This window comes from Bradyrhizobium sp. CIR48, from assembly GCF_014198315.1.
Taxonomy (GTDB): domain Bacteria; phylum Pseudomonadota; class Alphaproteobacteria; order Rhizobiales; family Xanthobacteraceae; genus Bradyrhizobium.
In genome coordinates this window covers 404510-420057 of the sequence record NZ_JACIHG010000006.1, presented here as the reverse complement: position 1 = coordinate 420057, position 15548 = coordinate 404510, and the positions used below count along the sequence as shown (strand labels likewise).

Genomic DNA, 15548 nt, shown 5'->3' with positions numbered 1-15548 from the left:
ATCATAGACCATTGTGCTGACTAGCCCGGAGTACAGAAAGTGGCCACCACCACTCTGTTCACCACCCAGACGCCGTCCATCACCAATGCCACCGACGGGACAGGGGCCGACTATGAGCTGGGGATGCGCTTCACCAGCGGCACGTCCGGCGTGATCCAGGCGATCCGGTACTACAAGGCCTCGAACGAGACCGGCACCCATATCGGCCACATCTGGTCGGCAACGGGTCAGGAGCTGGCGACGGTCACGTTCACCAACGAAGGCGCATCGGGCTGGCAGCAGCAGGCGCTCGCCATGCCGCTCACCATCGCGGCCGACACGACCTACGTGGTCTCGGTCAATATCAACAGCTATTACGTCTCCACCCCGCAGAGCTTCGCCTCGGGCATCAGCAATGGTGGCCTGAACGCTCCGGCCGGCGCCGGCGTCTTCGACTACAGCGCGGGCGTTTTCCCGACCGCCACCTATCAGAATACAAACTACTTCCGCGACGTCGCGTTCGCTGCGGGCTCGAAGAAACCCAACAATCACCCCGGTACGGTGAGCGTCAGCGGGACCCCGACGCAGAATCAGATTTTGACCGCGACGGTGAGCGATGCGGATGGAGTGCCGGGCACCGTCACCTATCAGTGGCAGAAAAGCACGAACGGCACCGCGTGGAGCAACATCGCCGGCGCGACGGCGAGCACGCTGACGCTCGGGCAGGCCCAGGTCGGCAGCTTCATACGTGTCACCGCCTTCTACACGGACCTGCTGGGCAGCAGCGAGACCCCGGTGAGCGCCGCGACCGCCACGAAGGTGGCCAACGTCAACGACGTCGGCATCGTTACGATCAGCGGCACGGCGACCCAGAACCAGACCCTGACGGCCAGCGTCACGGACCCCGACGGCGTCCCGGCGAGCATCACCTATCGCTGGCAGAGTAGCCCCGACGGCACCACCTGGACGAATCTGTCCGCCACGACCTCGAGCCTCACCCTCGACAGCAGCCTGGTCGGCAAGCGGATCCGGGTGAATGCCACCTACACCGACCTGCTCGGCGCCGGCGAGAACGCAACCAGCACCGCCACGGCGACGGTTACCGCTGCGAGTGCCACCACCACCCTGTTCACCACCCAGACGCCATCCAACACCAATGCCACCGACGGGACAGGGGCGGACTATGAGCTGGGGATGCGCTTCACCGCCGATAATTCCGGCGTGATTCAGGCGATCCGGTACTACAAGGCCTCGAACGAGACCGGCACCCATGTCGGCCACATCTGGTCGGCAACGGGCCAGGAGCTGGCGACGGTCACGTTCACCAACGAAGGCGCATCGGGCTGGCAGCAGCAGGCGCTCGCCACGCCGCTCACCATCGCGGCCGGCACGACCTATGTGGTCTCGGTCAATATCAACAGCTATTACGTCTCCACCGTGCAGGGCTTCGCCTCGGGCATCAGCAATGGTGGCCTGAACGCTCCGGCCGGCGCCGGCGTCTTCGACTACAGCGCGGGCGTCTTCCCGACCGCCACCTATCAGAATACAAACTATTTCCGCGACGTCGCGTTCGCGGCGGGCTCGTCGACGCCCAACAATCACCCCGGTACGGTGAGCGTCAGCGGGACCCCGACGCAGAATCAGATTTTGACCGCGACGGTGAGTGATGCGGATGGAGTGCCGGGCACCGTCACCTATCAGTGGCAGCAAAGCACGAACGGCACCGCGTGGAGCAACATCGCCGGCGCGACGGCGAGCACGCTGACGCTCGGGCAGGCCCAGGTCGGCAGCTTCATACGTGTCACCGCCCTCTACACGGACCTGCTGGGCAGCAGCGAGACCCCGGTGAGCGCCGGGACCGCCACGAAGGTGGCCAACGTCAACGACGTCGGCGTCGTCACGATCAGCGGCACGGCGACCCAGAACCAGACCCTGACGGCCAGCGTCACGGATCCCGACGGCGTCCCGGCGAGCATCACCTATCGCTGGCAGAGTAGCCCCGACGGCACCACCTGGACGAATCTGTCCGCCACGACCTCGAGCCTCACCCTCGACAGCAGCCTGGTCGGCAAGCGGATCCGGGTGAATGCCACCTACACCGATCTGCTCGGTACCGGCGAGAACGCAATCAGCGCGGCCACGACGACGGTTACAGCTGCGAGTGCCACCACCACCCTGTTCACCACCCAGACGCCATCCAACACCAATGCCACCGACGGGACAGGGGCGGACTATGAGCTGGGGATGCGCTTCACCGCCGATAATTCCGGCGTGATTCAGGCGATCCGGTACTACAAGGCCTCGAACGAGACCGGCACCCATGTCGGCCACATCTGGTCGGCAACGGGCCAGGAGCTGGCGACGGTCACGTTCACCAACGAAGGCGCATCGGGCTGGCAGCAGCAGGCGCTCGCCACGCCGCTCACCATCGCGGCCGGCACGACCTATGTGGTCTCGGTCAACATCAACAGTTACTACGTCTCCACAACCCAGGGCTTCGCCTCCGGCATTAGCCATGGCGGCCTGAACGCTCCGGTCGGCGCAGGTGTCTTCAACTACAGCGCGGGCGTCTTCCCCACCGCCGTCTATCAGAATTCAAACTATTTTCGCGACGTCGTGTTCGCTCCCTCCAACGTCATCGCACTACTCAACACTTCTACGATCTATGTCGGCGAAGCGTCCGGCACGGCCACCATCACCGTCGTGCGCTCCGGCGACCTCTCGTCTCAAAACACCGTAGAGTACACGACGAATGAGATCGGCACCGGCGGTACCGCGACTGCTGGATCGGATTTCATCCAGCCCACCTTCAATGGTCGGACGAACACCGGCCAGGTCGTCTTCGGACCGGGAGAGAGCACCAAGAGCTTCACTATCCAGATCGTCAACGATCAACTCACCGAGGGCAATGAGACGTTCGCAATCGGACTTCAAAATCCGGGCTCCGGATCCCTCGGAGCTCCACGCACCGTCCTCGTCAGCATCATCGACGACGACTCACCCGCCTCGATCGCAATGGCAGACGTCGTGTTGAGCGTTGCCGAGACTAGCCCAACGGCGACGGTCACGCTGCTGCGCAGCGGGAACGCCAGTCAAGCAGCCACGGTCGGCTTCACGACGAGCAGCGGCAGCGCAATCGCGGGGGCCGACTACACGACCACGACCGGTACGGTCACCTTTGCCGCCGGACAGGTGAGCCAGACCATCTCCGTGCCGATCATCAATGATACGACACCGGAGAACGACGAGACCTTCACCGTCACCTTGAGCAACCCAACCGGCGCCACACTCGGCTCCCAGGCGACGACGACCGTGAAGATCCTGGATAATGACAACCCCGCTCTCGGCAACCTGGTGGGCGAGACCGCGGTGTCGGGTCTGAACCAGCCTGCGGCGATGGACTGGACGCCCGACGGCCGCTACATGCTGGTTGCGCAGAAGGACGGCGTGGTGCGCGTGGTGGACAACGGCACATTGCGATCGACTCCGCTCATCGACCTTTCGAGCGAGGTGAATGATTTCGGCGATCGCGGGCTGCTGGGAATCGCGGTGAACCCGAATTTCGCAAGCAACCACTATGTCTATCTGCTGTACACTTACGATCCGCCCGAGACGACGACTCAGAGCGGGCTCGCAGCGGCCGATGGGGGTGGCAACAGACCTAGCCGTCTGGTGAGGGTGACAGTCGACCCCACCACGATGATTGCCGATCCGTCCAGCGAAGTGGTGCTGGTCGGCAAGAACAGCATCTGGGCCTATACCAGCCGTCCCGACGCAAACAGCGGCGGTGATCCCAGCATCGTTCCTTCGGGCATCGTCAACGGCACCACCATCACGGCTCCTGCGAGCCAGATCGAGACAGGAGCGCAGGACAACGATCCCGATAGGGCCGGCATCCAGAACCAGAACATCCGGGACTATCTTGCGACCGACAGCGATTCCCATTCGATCGGTGCCGTTCATTTCGGTCCCGACGGCTATCTCTACCTCACGGTCGGGGATGGCACGTCGTACAACTTCGTCGATCCCCGCGCAGTGCGGGTCCAGGACATCCACAATCTCTCGGGCAAGCTCTTGCGGATCGATCCTATTACGGGTGAGGGAGCGCCCGGCAATCCGTACTATCAGGCTGGCGACCCAAACAGCAATCAGTCGAAAGTGTTCTACTACGGCGTCCGCAACGCGTACCGCTTCAGCTTCGATCCCGTTACGAATCTGCCTGTGCTCGGAGACGTGGGCTGGAACAACTGGGAAGAGATCGATACGGGCCCTGCCGGCTCTAATTTTGGATGGCCATACTTTGAAGGTCCGGACAAAACCGCCAGCTACCAAAACCTGTCCCAGGCGATCACTTTCTATAATAACGGCAACCGCAACAATCTGTCAGACCCGCCTGCCGCCTTCCCGATCCTGTCTCTTAGCCACGGCGCACCCGACAACGCCCATGTAATCACCGCTGGAGATTTCTATAATCAGAATACGATGTTCTTCGACGACGTCTATAACGGAACAATCTTCGCTGCGACGTTGGATGCGAACCGGCAGATCGCAAGCGTTCAGTTGGTGGACAACGTACAAGGCATCGTGGACCTGCAGAAAGGGCCCGACGGCTGGCTCTACGGTGCCGATATATATGACGGTACGATCCGACGTTGGCTGGACTCGACGGCCGCCGCCGGGAACACGCTGGGCCTTGCGGCGTCCTGACGGCGGGCGAGCCTGCTCTCGCCTGTCGCCACCGCAGAAATCATGCTCCTGAGCGGCCAGTCGTCGCCCACATTCGGTTGTCGCGCGGCGTCTGCATCCGGATCCAACCGTACTGTGCCCGCGACCAAGGCTTTATCTCGGGCGTTAAATTATCGAGGACCAAATCGCCAGTCCTGGCACGCACCACGAGCACAAGGTGATGGTCTCCAGAACCTCGCACCACTTCGCTCAATAGCAGAACCCGCGCGGGCCAGCCACGTTGCAGCAGTTCATGACGCTTGCTCACTGCGTAGTCGTTGCAATCGCCGCGAGCCGGATTAATGAGCCACTCCTCATGTGCAAGGCCGAGTTCGTTAGGTTGCGGAACAATGGCCCGGTTCACTGCGCGATTGACTGCATCCAGTTCCGCCCACCGTTCCTTCGTCAACCGGATCGGCCCGCCGCGGAAGAAGCGTCGCGGACGACACTCGGCCTCATAGCGCAGGCAAAACACCGTGTAAGTGAGGGGCGGAAGAGCGGGACGCCCCAGCTCGATGTGTGCAAGGTCCGCACGGGGAGGCTTTGGCATGACCAGCAATGCTGCACGCGCCCACTGAACGCCCCCGATCACGAGAGCTATGGCGCCGGCGATGACCGGGCCCGAGGTTCGCTGAATCACCGCCCCTCCGTACGCTGGCCGGCGCGCCGCCTGACCACCAAAAGGGTATTTAATGACTTATTGTAATATATTTAATTTAAATAGCAATAATATTTAAATATCCGACTGAGCGCAAAAGACATAACAGTGAGGGCCGCAGAGCGTCCTACACGGGTGAGAATCAATAGAAGGGATGGCGCCGAGAGAGAGAGAGAGAGAGAGAGAGAGAGAGAGAGAGAGAGAGAGAGAGAACCTCAATCGCCCTCGGGGAAAGCCGCTACTGCGCGGCGGATGCTGGTCCCGCCGAGCGCGCGAACAATCATTTGCCATCGATATATTTTCATGCTGATTTAAATATTCGCCGGAGCTAGACCGTCGAACAGGCTTTCTCGGGCAGGACCTATCTCAATGCCGGTCGAGCTACTCGTCATTCTCGGAGCTGAGGCTGCAATACTCGGTTTCGTGGCCGCAATGAGCCTGCATACCAAGCGAATGGACGTATTGAGCGGACGATCGTTTCGAGCACCCCATCGCCCCTCCTGGAGAAAACAAGCGTCCGGCGCGGTCGCTCAATCGAAGGCCCACGATTTACTGCGTTTCACCGGGAGTTGGGCGGTCTCGTCACGTTCGCTCCACCCGATTTCTTGGATGCTGCGCCGGATATTTCAAATCAGGCTGCAGACGCCGGTCCGGATTGAGACGCCCGCTCGTTGGACCGGCACCCCCGCTTCCGGCGCTTGCGACCGCCCGCCCGTGCTTTCCAGCGCTGGTCGCGACGCCCAGGGGAATGGCGCCGGTCCCGAACACATGCAATCGAGCGCTGCTTCCATCTTGCACCAGCTCAGCGCTCCTTGAATGCACGCTCCGCTTGATCGTGCAGCGGCTTGAGCAGATAGGACAGCGCGGTCCGACCAGCCGTCTTGATGAAGACCTCGACCGGCATTCCTGGCAGCAGCTTGGCCGAACCGAGCTTCGCCAGCTCCTCCGGCTTCAACAGGATGCGACCGGTGTAGTAACTCGTGCCGGCACGCTGATCCTGCGTGATGTCTGCCGAGACCATGCTCACTTCGCCGTCGATCTCGGGCGTGGTCTTCTGGTTGAACGCTGCGAAGCGCATCGTCGCTGTCTGCCCCACATAGACCTGGTCGATGTCCTTCGGTGCGATCTTGACCTCGACGGCAAGCGAATCCGCGTCAGGCACGATCAGCATGATTTGCTCGCCGGGTGAGATGATGCCGCCGACCGTGTGGACGCTGAGCTCGTGGACGCGGCCGGATTGTGGCGCCCTGATATCGATCCGATGCAGTTGATCGACCGCCGCAGTCTTGCGCTCGCCCAGTTCGGAGAGTTTTGAGCGCGTTTCGATGAGGTCCTTGCCGACTTCCGTCCGCAGGTCCTGGTCGATCTGAATGCTCTGGAGGCCGATTTCGGAGATCTTGCCTTTCGATTGCGCAATCATGCCGGCCAACTGGCTGCGCTCGCCTTCGATGCGTGCGGAGTCGCGCTCGAGGGAATTGAGCCGCGTGATCGGCACCAGATTCTTCTGCCAGAGGCTGCGCACGCCCTCGAGCTCCTGGCGGATGAACTCGACTTCCTTCTGCTTGGCCTCGGTCTGCCCCGTATAGCCCTTGATCTCGTTCTCCAGCTGCGCGCTTCTCTCCTGCAACTGCGCTTTTTGGCCGCTCCTTGCCTGACGGCGGAGGTCGAACAGCTTCCGCTCCGCAGCGATTGCACGGCTCGCCTCGGAGTTGCTCTCCTTGGCTCGGTCGAGCAACACCTTGGGAAAAACGACCTGCTCGGCACCATCGCGCTCGGCCTCGAGACGAGACTGGCGCGCGAGCAGCTCATCGATGCTGTTCGTGACGATCGTCGCATTGGCGAGCGTCTGAGTCTCGTCGAGGCGGATCAAAACGTCGCCTGCATTGACCCGATCGCCCTGGCGCACGCGCAACTCACCCACGATCCCACCCGTGGAGTGCTGAACCTTCTTGACGCTCGAATCCACCACGACCACGCCCTGGGCGATCACCGCGCCCGACAATTGGCTCGTTGTCGCCCAACCGCCGATCCCAAATGTCACCAGACCGAACAGGATCATACCGACGATCATATAACGCTGGATGGATTGCAATGCCGGCGCCACCACCTGGCCGTTCATCGGTTGCCTCCTTGAGCTTCCGCGACCACCTTGAGCGGCACGGGATTTCGCAAGACCTTCTTGAGGACCTCCTCCCTCTTGCCGAAGGACTGAACCCTGCCTTCCCCGAGGCACAAGACATGATCGACGCCTTCAAGCGCCTTCGGACGATGGGCGACCACGACGACGATCCCGCCGCGACGGCGCACGTTCAGGATCGCCTCGGTCAGCGCCTCCTCGCCCTCGGCGTCGAGATTGGACGAGGGCTCATCGAGCACCACCAGGAACGGCTTGCCGTAGAAGGCGCGAGCGAGCCCAATGCGCTGCCGCTGCCCCGCCGACAGTGCTAATCCTCCCTCGCCGATCTTCGTGCCGTAGCCATCCGGAAACGAAAGGATGAGATCGTGCGCGCCCGCGGCATGCGCGGCCTCCAGAACAGCGGCGGCGGTCGCCTGCGGATCGAAACGCGCAATATTCATCGCGATGCTGCCGTCGAACAACTCCACGTCCTGAGGCAGGTACCCGATGTGCTTGCCGAGGGCGTCAGAAGACCAGTGATCGAGTGCGGCGTTGTCCAGCCGTATCCGGCCTCGAATGCCCGGCCATACCCCAACCAGCGCACGTGCCAGCGTCGATTTGCCGGATCCGCTCGGACCAATGATTCCAACCGCCTGCCCGCGCCGCAACTGGAACGACACGTCATTGACGGTGGGCTGCTCCGAGTTCGGAGCCCCGATATAGAGATGCTCGACGGTGAGAGTTTCAACAGGAGGAGGCAATGCCAGCCGCTCCTCCTCGCCGGGCAGAAGTTTCAGCAAAGCATCGAGCCGCCCCCCGGATTGCCGGGCAGCAACGAACCCTTTCCAGTTCGCAATGGCCATTTCGACAGGCGCCAACGCCCGCGCCGTGAGGATTGATCCGGCAATGATGATCCCGGCCGTCGATTCCTGGTTGATGACGAGGACTGCGCCGACGGCGAGAACCAGCGATTGCAAGATCGCTCGAAAGAGCTTGGAGACGCCTCCGAGCCCGTTAGCGACGTCGCTGGCCCGCTCATGGGCCGCGAGGTACTTCGCGTTGACATCCCGCCAACGCAACGCCGCCTGCTGCCGCATGCCCATGGCCTGCAGAACCTCGGCATTTCGCCGTCCCTCGAGCGCCAGTGCCGCTCGCGAGACTGCGAGACGCGAGGACGCCTTTGCCGGCCCACGCGTCCGGGTTTCCGTGAGCATGGTAATGCCGATCAACACCAACGCGCCGGCCAGCGCAGTGACGCCAATCCAGAAGTGAAAGAGGAAGCAAACGCCGAGATAGATCGGCATCCAGGGTAGATCGAAGAGCGCAGTCGGCCCGCCGCTCGACAGAAAGCTGCGGACCTGATCCAGATCCCGCACCGGCTGCAGGCCGTCGCCATCGGCCCTGGTCTTCAAAGGCAGACGAACAAGCGCGTCGAATATGCGAACGCCGAGCCTTTCATCCAAATACCGCCCGACCCGCGCGCTGATCCTGCTTCTGACGAAGTCGAGCCCACCCTGAAACACGTAGAGGACCGTGGCCAGAACCATCAAGGCGACCAGCGTCGGTATGCTGCGTCCGGGCAGCACGCGGTCGTAGACTTGCAGCATGAAAAACGAGCCGGTGAGCATGAGGAGATTGCTCATTCCGCTGAAGGCCGCGAGAGCCCAGAAAATCCGGCGGCAAGACCGCAGGAAAGCCGACATCTCCGACTGCGGTTCCTCATAGTGCTCCGCCGGTCCGGACCGACCAGCGAACATCCGTTGCCGCAGGGCCTCGACCGGCCGCCTCGCCAAGCCGATCAGTCGCGTGGGCCGCAGTTCGGCGTCATCCGCCCACTGTCGTCCGGACGCCCAGAGCTCTGATATGTGAAGAAGTGGAATCCGAATGAGATTCGCGGGCGGGGGGAATACCCCCCGCCGTCCAAAGTCAATCATGGTAGTCGCCCTTGAACCATGCCTTTGACGGAAGATCCCCCAAGAGATCCCCAAGGCAGTTGTTGAGTACTACTCGGTGTGGATGCCCACACCTTACGCGAAGTGGAAGTCCTGGCTGGTCAACGAACCGACCTTCATGTTCTTCAGCGTGAGCGTGTCGTCCCCCGTCGCGATGACGACGTCGCCGCCTGATTGGGTCGCGTGGGAGAGAACACTGGCAAAACTGTCGAACACGCTCTTACTGAACTCGATCGTGTCGTGAGCAGGTCCGCTGGCAACGAAGCCCTTGATGACATCGTTGCCGAAATTCGCGGCAAACGAGAAAGTGTCGGCCTTGCTGGTGCCAACGAACACGTCATTGCCTGAAGTGCTCGTCTGTGTGTTGCTGGTCGTTGAGCTCGAAGTAGCAATGGTCTGCGTGGTGCTCGTGGACGACGTAGCCAGGCTCGAAGTACCGACCTGTCCATCACCGTTGAGATCCTGATGGAAGCTTGTCTCAAGCGACTTGAGGCCAGAGTCCGTACCCGACACCGAGCCGCCCGAGGTGGAGCCGGTCAGGGTGCTGACATGGGAGACGTAGTTGCCGTCATTGTCGGTGTTCCACGCCGTGTATTGACCGGTGCTCGCCTCCTTCCAGGCAACCTGATAGCCCGTCGCCGTCTTCTCCGCGGCGATGGGAGCCCAGGTACCGTCCGACCCGTCGACAAAATCCACACCGCCATACTTCAGCGAGGGACCGGTCTCGGTGCTGGTGTTGAGGTAGTATTTGTCGCCACTCTCGACGAGACGTGTCGCACCAGCCGACTCGATTACCGTACCAGCGGTCGGCGTTGATGACGTCGGTGCGGCTGCACTGGAAGCACCGATCTGTCCGTCACCGTTGAGATCCTGCTGGAAGCTCGTCTCAAGCGACTTAAGGCCAGAGTCCGTACCCGACACCGAGCCGCCCGACGTGGAGCCGGTCAGGGTGCTGACATGGGAAACGTAGTTGCCGTCGTTGTCGGTGTTCCACGCCGTGTATTGACCGGTGCTCGCCTCCTTCCAGGCAACCTGATAGCCCGTCGCCGTTTTCTCCGCGGCGATGGGAGCCCAGGTACCATCCGACCCGTCGACAAAATCCACACCGCCATACTTCAGCGAGGGACCCGTCCCGGTGCTGGTGTTGAGGTAGTACTTGTCAGCATTCTCAACGAGCCGTGTCGCACCAGCCGACTCGATTACCGTACCCGCAGTTGGCGTTGGCGATGTCGGTGCGGTTGCACTGGAAGCACCGACCTGCCCGTCACCGTTGAGATCCTGCTGGAAGCTCGTCTCGAGCGACTTAAGGCCAGAGTTCGTACCCGATACCGAGCCGCCCGACGTGGATCCGGTCAGGGTGCTGACATGGGAGACGTAGTTGCCGTTGTTGTCGGTATTCCACGCCGTGTACTGACCGGTGCTCGCCTCCTTCCAGACAACCTGATAGCCCGTTGCCGTCTTCTCGGCGGCAATGGGAGCCCAGGTGCCAATTGACCCGTCGACAACATCCACACCGCCATACTTCAGCGAGGGGCCCGTCCCGCTGCTGCTGTTGAGGTAGTACTTGTCAGCATTCTCAACGAGACGTGTCGCACCAGCCGACTCGATTACCGTACCGGCAGTTGGCGTCGGCGACGTCGGTGTGGCTGGGAGCGTCGAGCTACCGGTGCTGGCCGTGACCGCGGTGGACGCCGCGCTGGTATTCCCTGCCGCATCCGTTGCCTTCGCGGTCAGGCTGTGCGAGCCGGCCGCAAGGACGCCGGAGGTATAGCCCCACAGGCCATTGCTGTCGGCGGTCGCGGTCCCGATCTGGGTCGTGCCGTCGAACACCTTTACGACGCTGCTCGCTTCGGCCTTGCCGGACATCACAGCCTGATTGGCGCTGTTCACCGTTTGGCTGACAATCGTCGGCGCAGCCGGCGCTTGAGTGTCGACGGTGACTGCCAACGCAGACGACGCCGCGCTGGTCTGACCCGACGAGTTGGTCGACGTTGCGGTGAGCGTGTGCTTGGCGTCAGTCAGGACCTTTGTGATGTAATCCCAGGCGCCTGCAGAATCGGCGGTCGTTGTACCGATCTGGGTCGAGCCATCATAAATCTTGACGGTGCTGTTTGCTCCCGCGGTACCCTTGAGCTCGAGCGTATTGTCGCTCGTGATGCGGTCGCCGGCGACACCGCTGTCGGCCGAGAAGGACGCGATGACAGGAGCGACAGGCAGAGTAGAACCGGTCGAATCGGAACCAGACGATGTGCTGCCTGACGAGCCATCAGCTCCTGCCGGCACCACCACTGGAGAAGATGTTGGCGCCGACTCGGTATTATTCGAATTGACCACCTGACCGGTGCGCATATCCATATTGTTGGAGAAGGACCAGCCGCTCGGAGCGGAGTAGAATGCCCCCCACGCCGCCTGCAGATCAAAGAAGTTGTCGTGCACGCTGCCACTGAGGGCAGAACTGTCGTCGTTATAGGAATTGGCATGAACCATATACGACATCGCTGAACCGGCGGATCCACCGGCCGCAATCATCGTGTTGTATGCCATGACGGCATCCTGGATCACCCCGCCCTGAGTATTGCTGTAGAACTGGAAGCCCTCGCCTCCCGAGGCTTGCGGCGTCTGATAGGTGGTGTTGAACTCGACATCCACCGAGCTCGCGGTACCACCGCCGAACTGCAGGAAGTTCAGATGGGCGCCGTCTTCAATCGCCCCTTGCTCGATCAGATTATATTTGTAGACGACGGAGAAGCTTGGGCTGCCGTTTGCCTGCGTGAATTCGACGATGTGCTGCGGAAATTCCTTGAACCAGTTGTACTCCATCGTGACCTGGCCCGAACCAGCGAAGCCGATGAACGATGTCGCGTTGCCGATGGCGCTGCCATCAAAGGTATTATGTGTGAGGGTGAGATTGGACGCTGCGGAGGTCCCGTAAACCAAATATGATCCCGGGTTGGTGCCAATCGCAAAATTGCTGTTTGAGATCGTCGCATTCGATCCAGCGACCGTCACCTGATAGCCGCCGTGAAGCGAAAAATCATACCCATCGAGCGTGATGTTGCTTCCGCTGATTGTGATCGTGCGGCTCGACGAATCTACCGAAACACCCGCCATCGAGATCGTCGCTGGATCCTTGAGCGATGTTGACGTCGTCCCAACTGCATAATCGACGCCGGCGACATTCCAGGTCGGCCGCACAGCATAGCCGTCAAGCAGGTTCGGAAGTTGCGAAGTTGCCATTAAGGAGAGTCCCCTATTCGAGTTTAATCTGGTCTGCCACGCACTGCGCGATCAAATAACCCCCATTTGAGTCCGCAGCGATTTCAGATCATGTAGAGCCAAGCTCGGATGCAAGGCGGCCTCCGTATGGCTCATCACCAAAGGCTTTTTTTGGACAACAACACGACTCAGCAAAGGTAATTCAGGGATCTAAAGTAGTGACTGCGCGTTCAAACTTATCCACCGAAAAATAACAATATACTGGAGTACGTATTTATTCGATTATTTACGCCAGATGAAGCACCTGATCATTCGCGTTCAACTACAAGACAAAGCTCGCGAATTCGCAACGGATCGAAATTTGCGAAAGCTGCGCGCGAAAGATCTGATTTAGTCATGCCAAGCGAAAATGATGGCAGTCGAACCAGCTCGCATCTGGCGCACAATGTCGCAGCCGATGAAGAAGAAACCTAGATCAGGAGTGAGCTGCACTACTGAGCACTGATCCATTGCACCGGCTCGGCCGCGGATCTAGGGGCGGCCAAAAAGAGCTAGACGCGCGCGTGCCGTGAGTTCGCGTCTCGGGATGCGTTGCGTCCCAGGCCGCGCATTTGAAGCGGGCCGGATTCGGCAGTCTTGTTGAAGATGCGCAAACGAACCATCAGCGCGACGTTGGCCGTGGTGGCGATGCTCGGTTTAATTTTGCGGATGACCTCGCATTATTCGAATTGACCACCTGGCCGGTGCGCATATCCATATTGTTGGAAAACGACCAGCCGCTCGGAGCGGAGTAGAATGCCCCCCACGCCGCCTGCAGATCAAAGAAGTTGTCGTGCACGCTGCCACTGAGGGCCGAACTGCCGTCGTTATAGGAATTGGCATGAACCATATACGACATCGCTGAACCGGCGGATCCACCGGTCGCAATCATCGTGTTGTATGCCATGACGGCACCCTGGATCACCCCGCCCTGAGTATTGCTGTAGAACTGGAAGCCCTCGCCTCCCGAGGCCTGCGGCGTCTGATAGGTGGTGTTGAACTCGACATCCACCGAGCTCGCGGTACCACCGCCGAACTGCAGGAAGTTCAGATGGGCGCCGTCTTTAATCGCCCCTTGCTCGATCAGATTATATTTGTAGACGACGGAGAAGCTTGGGCTGCCGTTTGCCTGCGTGAATTCGACGACGTGCTGCGGAAACCTCTTGAACCAACTGTACTCCATCGTGACCTGGCCCGAACCCGCGAAACCAATGAACGATGTGGCGTTACCGATGGCGCTGCCGTCAAAGGTGTTATGCGTGATGGTCAGATTGGACGCCGCCGAGCTCCCGTAGATCAAATATGATCCCTGATTGGCGCCAATCGCAAAATTGCTGTTCGAGATCGTCGCATTCGCTCCTGCGATGGTCACCTGATATCCGCCGTGAAGCGAAAAATCATACCCATCAAGCGTGATATTGCTTCCGCTAATCGCTATGGTGCGGCTCGATGCATCTATCGAAACACCCGCCATCGAGATGGTCGCCGGATCCTTGAGTGATGTTGATGCCGCTCCGACTGCGTAATCGACGCCGGCGACACTCCAACCCGGCCGCACGGCATACCGCCTTAGCACTTCCGGATGCTGAGGTGCTGCAGATGAAACCCTTTGCTCGCTGACATCGCAACGGTTGGCCGTGCATTCGACCTTGCCGCTGCTCTCTTGCGCAATGCGGACGTCATCTTCATCGGAAGACGCGACCATCATTAGCGCGGCGACCCAAACGAGCAAGGATTTCATTCTAAACGACCTCGGACGCGCCTGCTACCACTGATGCGACTCGCTCGCTCGCCATGAACAAAAGACGAGAAGCCCGATCAACAATTCGTTCGGGGGGCCTTGCATACGCAACATTGAACCGCGGTGCGGCTCAAGTTCTCTTGCGCCAACCGTCGGTTATTCGGCTCCGTCAGGAAGACGTCCTCTGTTGGTCAACACCGCAACCGCTCTCCTCTCTCGGCGATAAATCGACCTCTCTGAGCTGACCGTCCATTTACGCTCCCTCACATATCAAGAGCGCTTTCGTGCAGCCATAAGGGATTTAGTTACGCCGAGGATCTTCTCTGAGATGATCGACGCGTCGGGAAACAATGCAGCGAACATACGCTTGTCCAGCAGGGACGAGCTTTGTATCGTCTTCATCGCCTCGTCGACGGTCGCCGCTTTGGACCAGTAAGGGCCACACTTCCGAGCCATCACAAGCCGGAACTTTAGCGACTCGGGAAGCCAATGCAGAAAGGGCGTTCTCGCGTGCGGCTCGATCGGAAACCAATAGTAGGGAGTTTGCACGAAATAATTGGGAGCGATGCGCCGGATCTCATTCGCCATTGCCATCATGCTCGACCATTGACCGACGTGCTCAATGACCGAATTCGAATGGATCACATCAAAGCTATTGTCCGCGAATTCCGGCATATGGCAGGCGTCGCCCTGGCAAAATATGAAGCCCGCCTTCGGCGGCCCGCCGCCGTCCAGATTGAGTAGGGTTATTTCAGTCGGTCGGGCTATTAGGCGCCTCTTGTCCGACCAATAGGCTTCGACTCCGCCAATATCGAGAATACGCAACGGACGATCGGTCCTCGGGATCGAGTTCACCAGATCGAGAAAGATCGAAAACCGCGCCAGCCGGAAACGACTCGACGCAGCCTTCTCGTACCCGCTATGTTCAATGACTTGTGACACTTCGATCAATCGCCATTCCTTACAGCCAAGGGATCATAGGCCGTCTATTTAATCAATTCAATATTATATTGATTACCGCGCACATTTAATTTATCACGATATTTAACATGGCCAGCGGGGCGAGGCCGCCATTTCGACCCATGACGGGTGCGGCAAGGCTTGCGATGGCCGTCCATCACC

General features: G+C 60.3%; 7 protein-coding genes. 1 reads left to right on the top strand and 6 read right to left on the bottom strand.

The annotated features are described in order from the left end of the window. Positions 1-39: 39 nt before the first annotated feature. A complete protein-coding gene (locus GGD66_RS20990) occupies positions 40-4686 on the top strand; it encodes a DUF4082 domain-containing protein (protein WP_183258865.1) in 4647 nt (1548 codons plus the stop codon). Positions 4687-4726: 40 nt separating this feature from the next. Here GGD66_RS20990 and GGD66_RS20985 read toward each other — a convergent pair whose 3' ends face one another. From GGD66_RS20985 to GGD66_RS41565, 6 genes are all read right to left on the bottom strand, one after another. Further along, entirely contained in the window at positions 4727-5341 is a 615-nt protein-coding gene (locus tag GGD66_RS20985) for a transglutaminase-like cysteine peptidase (protein ID WP_092261969.1), read from the bottom strand. 823 nt (positions 5342-6164) lie between these two features. Next, the gene (locus GGD66_RS20980) at positions 6165-7481 is read right to left on the bottom strand and encodes an HlyD family type I secretion periplasmic adaptor subunit (protein ID WP_018322876.1); all 1317 of its coding nucleotides are present in this window, start codon (positions 7479-7481) and stop codon (positions 6165-6167) included. Further along, positions 7478-9235, bottom strand: a complete 1758-nt coding sequence (locus tag GGD66_RS20975; RefSeq protein WP_092261968.1) for a type I secretion system permease/ATPase — start codon at positions 9233-9235, stop codon at positions 7478-7480. Before GGD66_RS20975 ends, GGD66_RS20980 begins: the two co-directional genes overlap by 4 nt. 270 nt (positions 9236-9505) lie before the next feature. Continuing rightward, positions 9506-12667: an Ig-like domain-containing protein gene (locus tag GGD66_RS41570; protein ID WP_244550817.1), complete on the bottom strand. Its 3162-nt coding sequence runs from the start codon at positions 12665-12667 to the stop codon at positions 9506-9508. Positions 12668-13307: 640 nt separating this feature from the next. Beyond that, positions 13308-14426 carry a hypothetical protein gene (locus GGD66_RS20965; RefSeq protein WP_183258864.1) on the bottom strand — a complete coding sequence of 373 codons (1119 nt, stop codon included), beginning with the start codon at positions 14424-14426 and terminating at the stop codon, positions 13308-13310. Between the two features lie 270 nt (positions 14427-14696). After that, positions 14697-15368 (bottom strand): methyltransferase domain-containing protein, encoded by a 672-nt coding sequence (locus tag GGD66_RS41565; RefSeq protein ID WP_312014166.1) that lies wholly within the window; start codon positions 15366-15368, stop codon positions 14697-14699. Between the last annotated feature and the right edge of the window lie 180 nt (positions 15369-15548).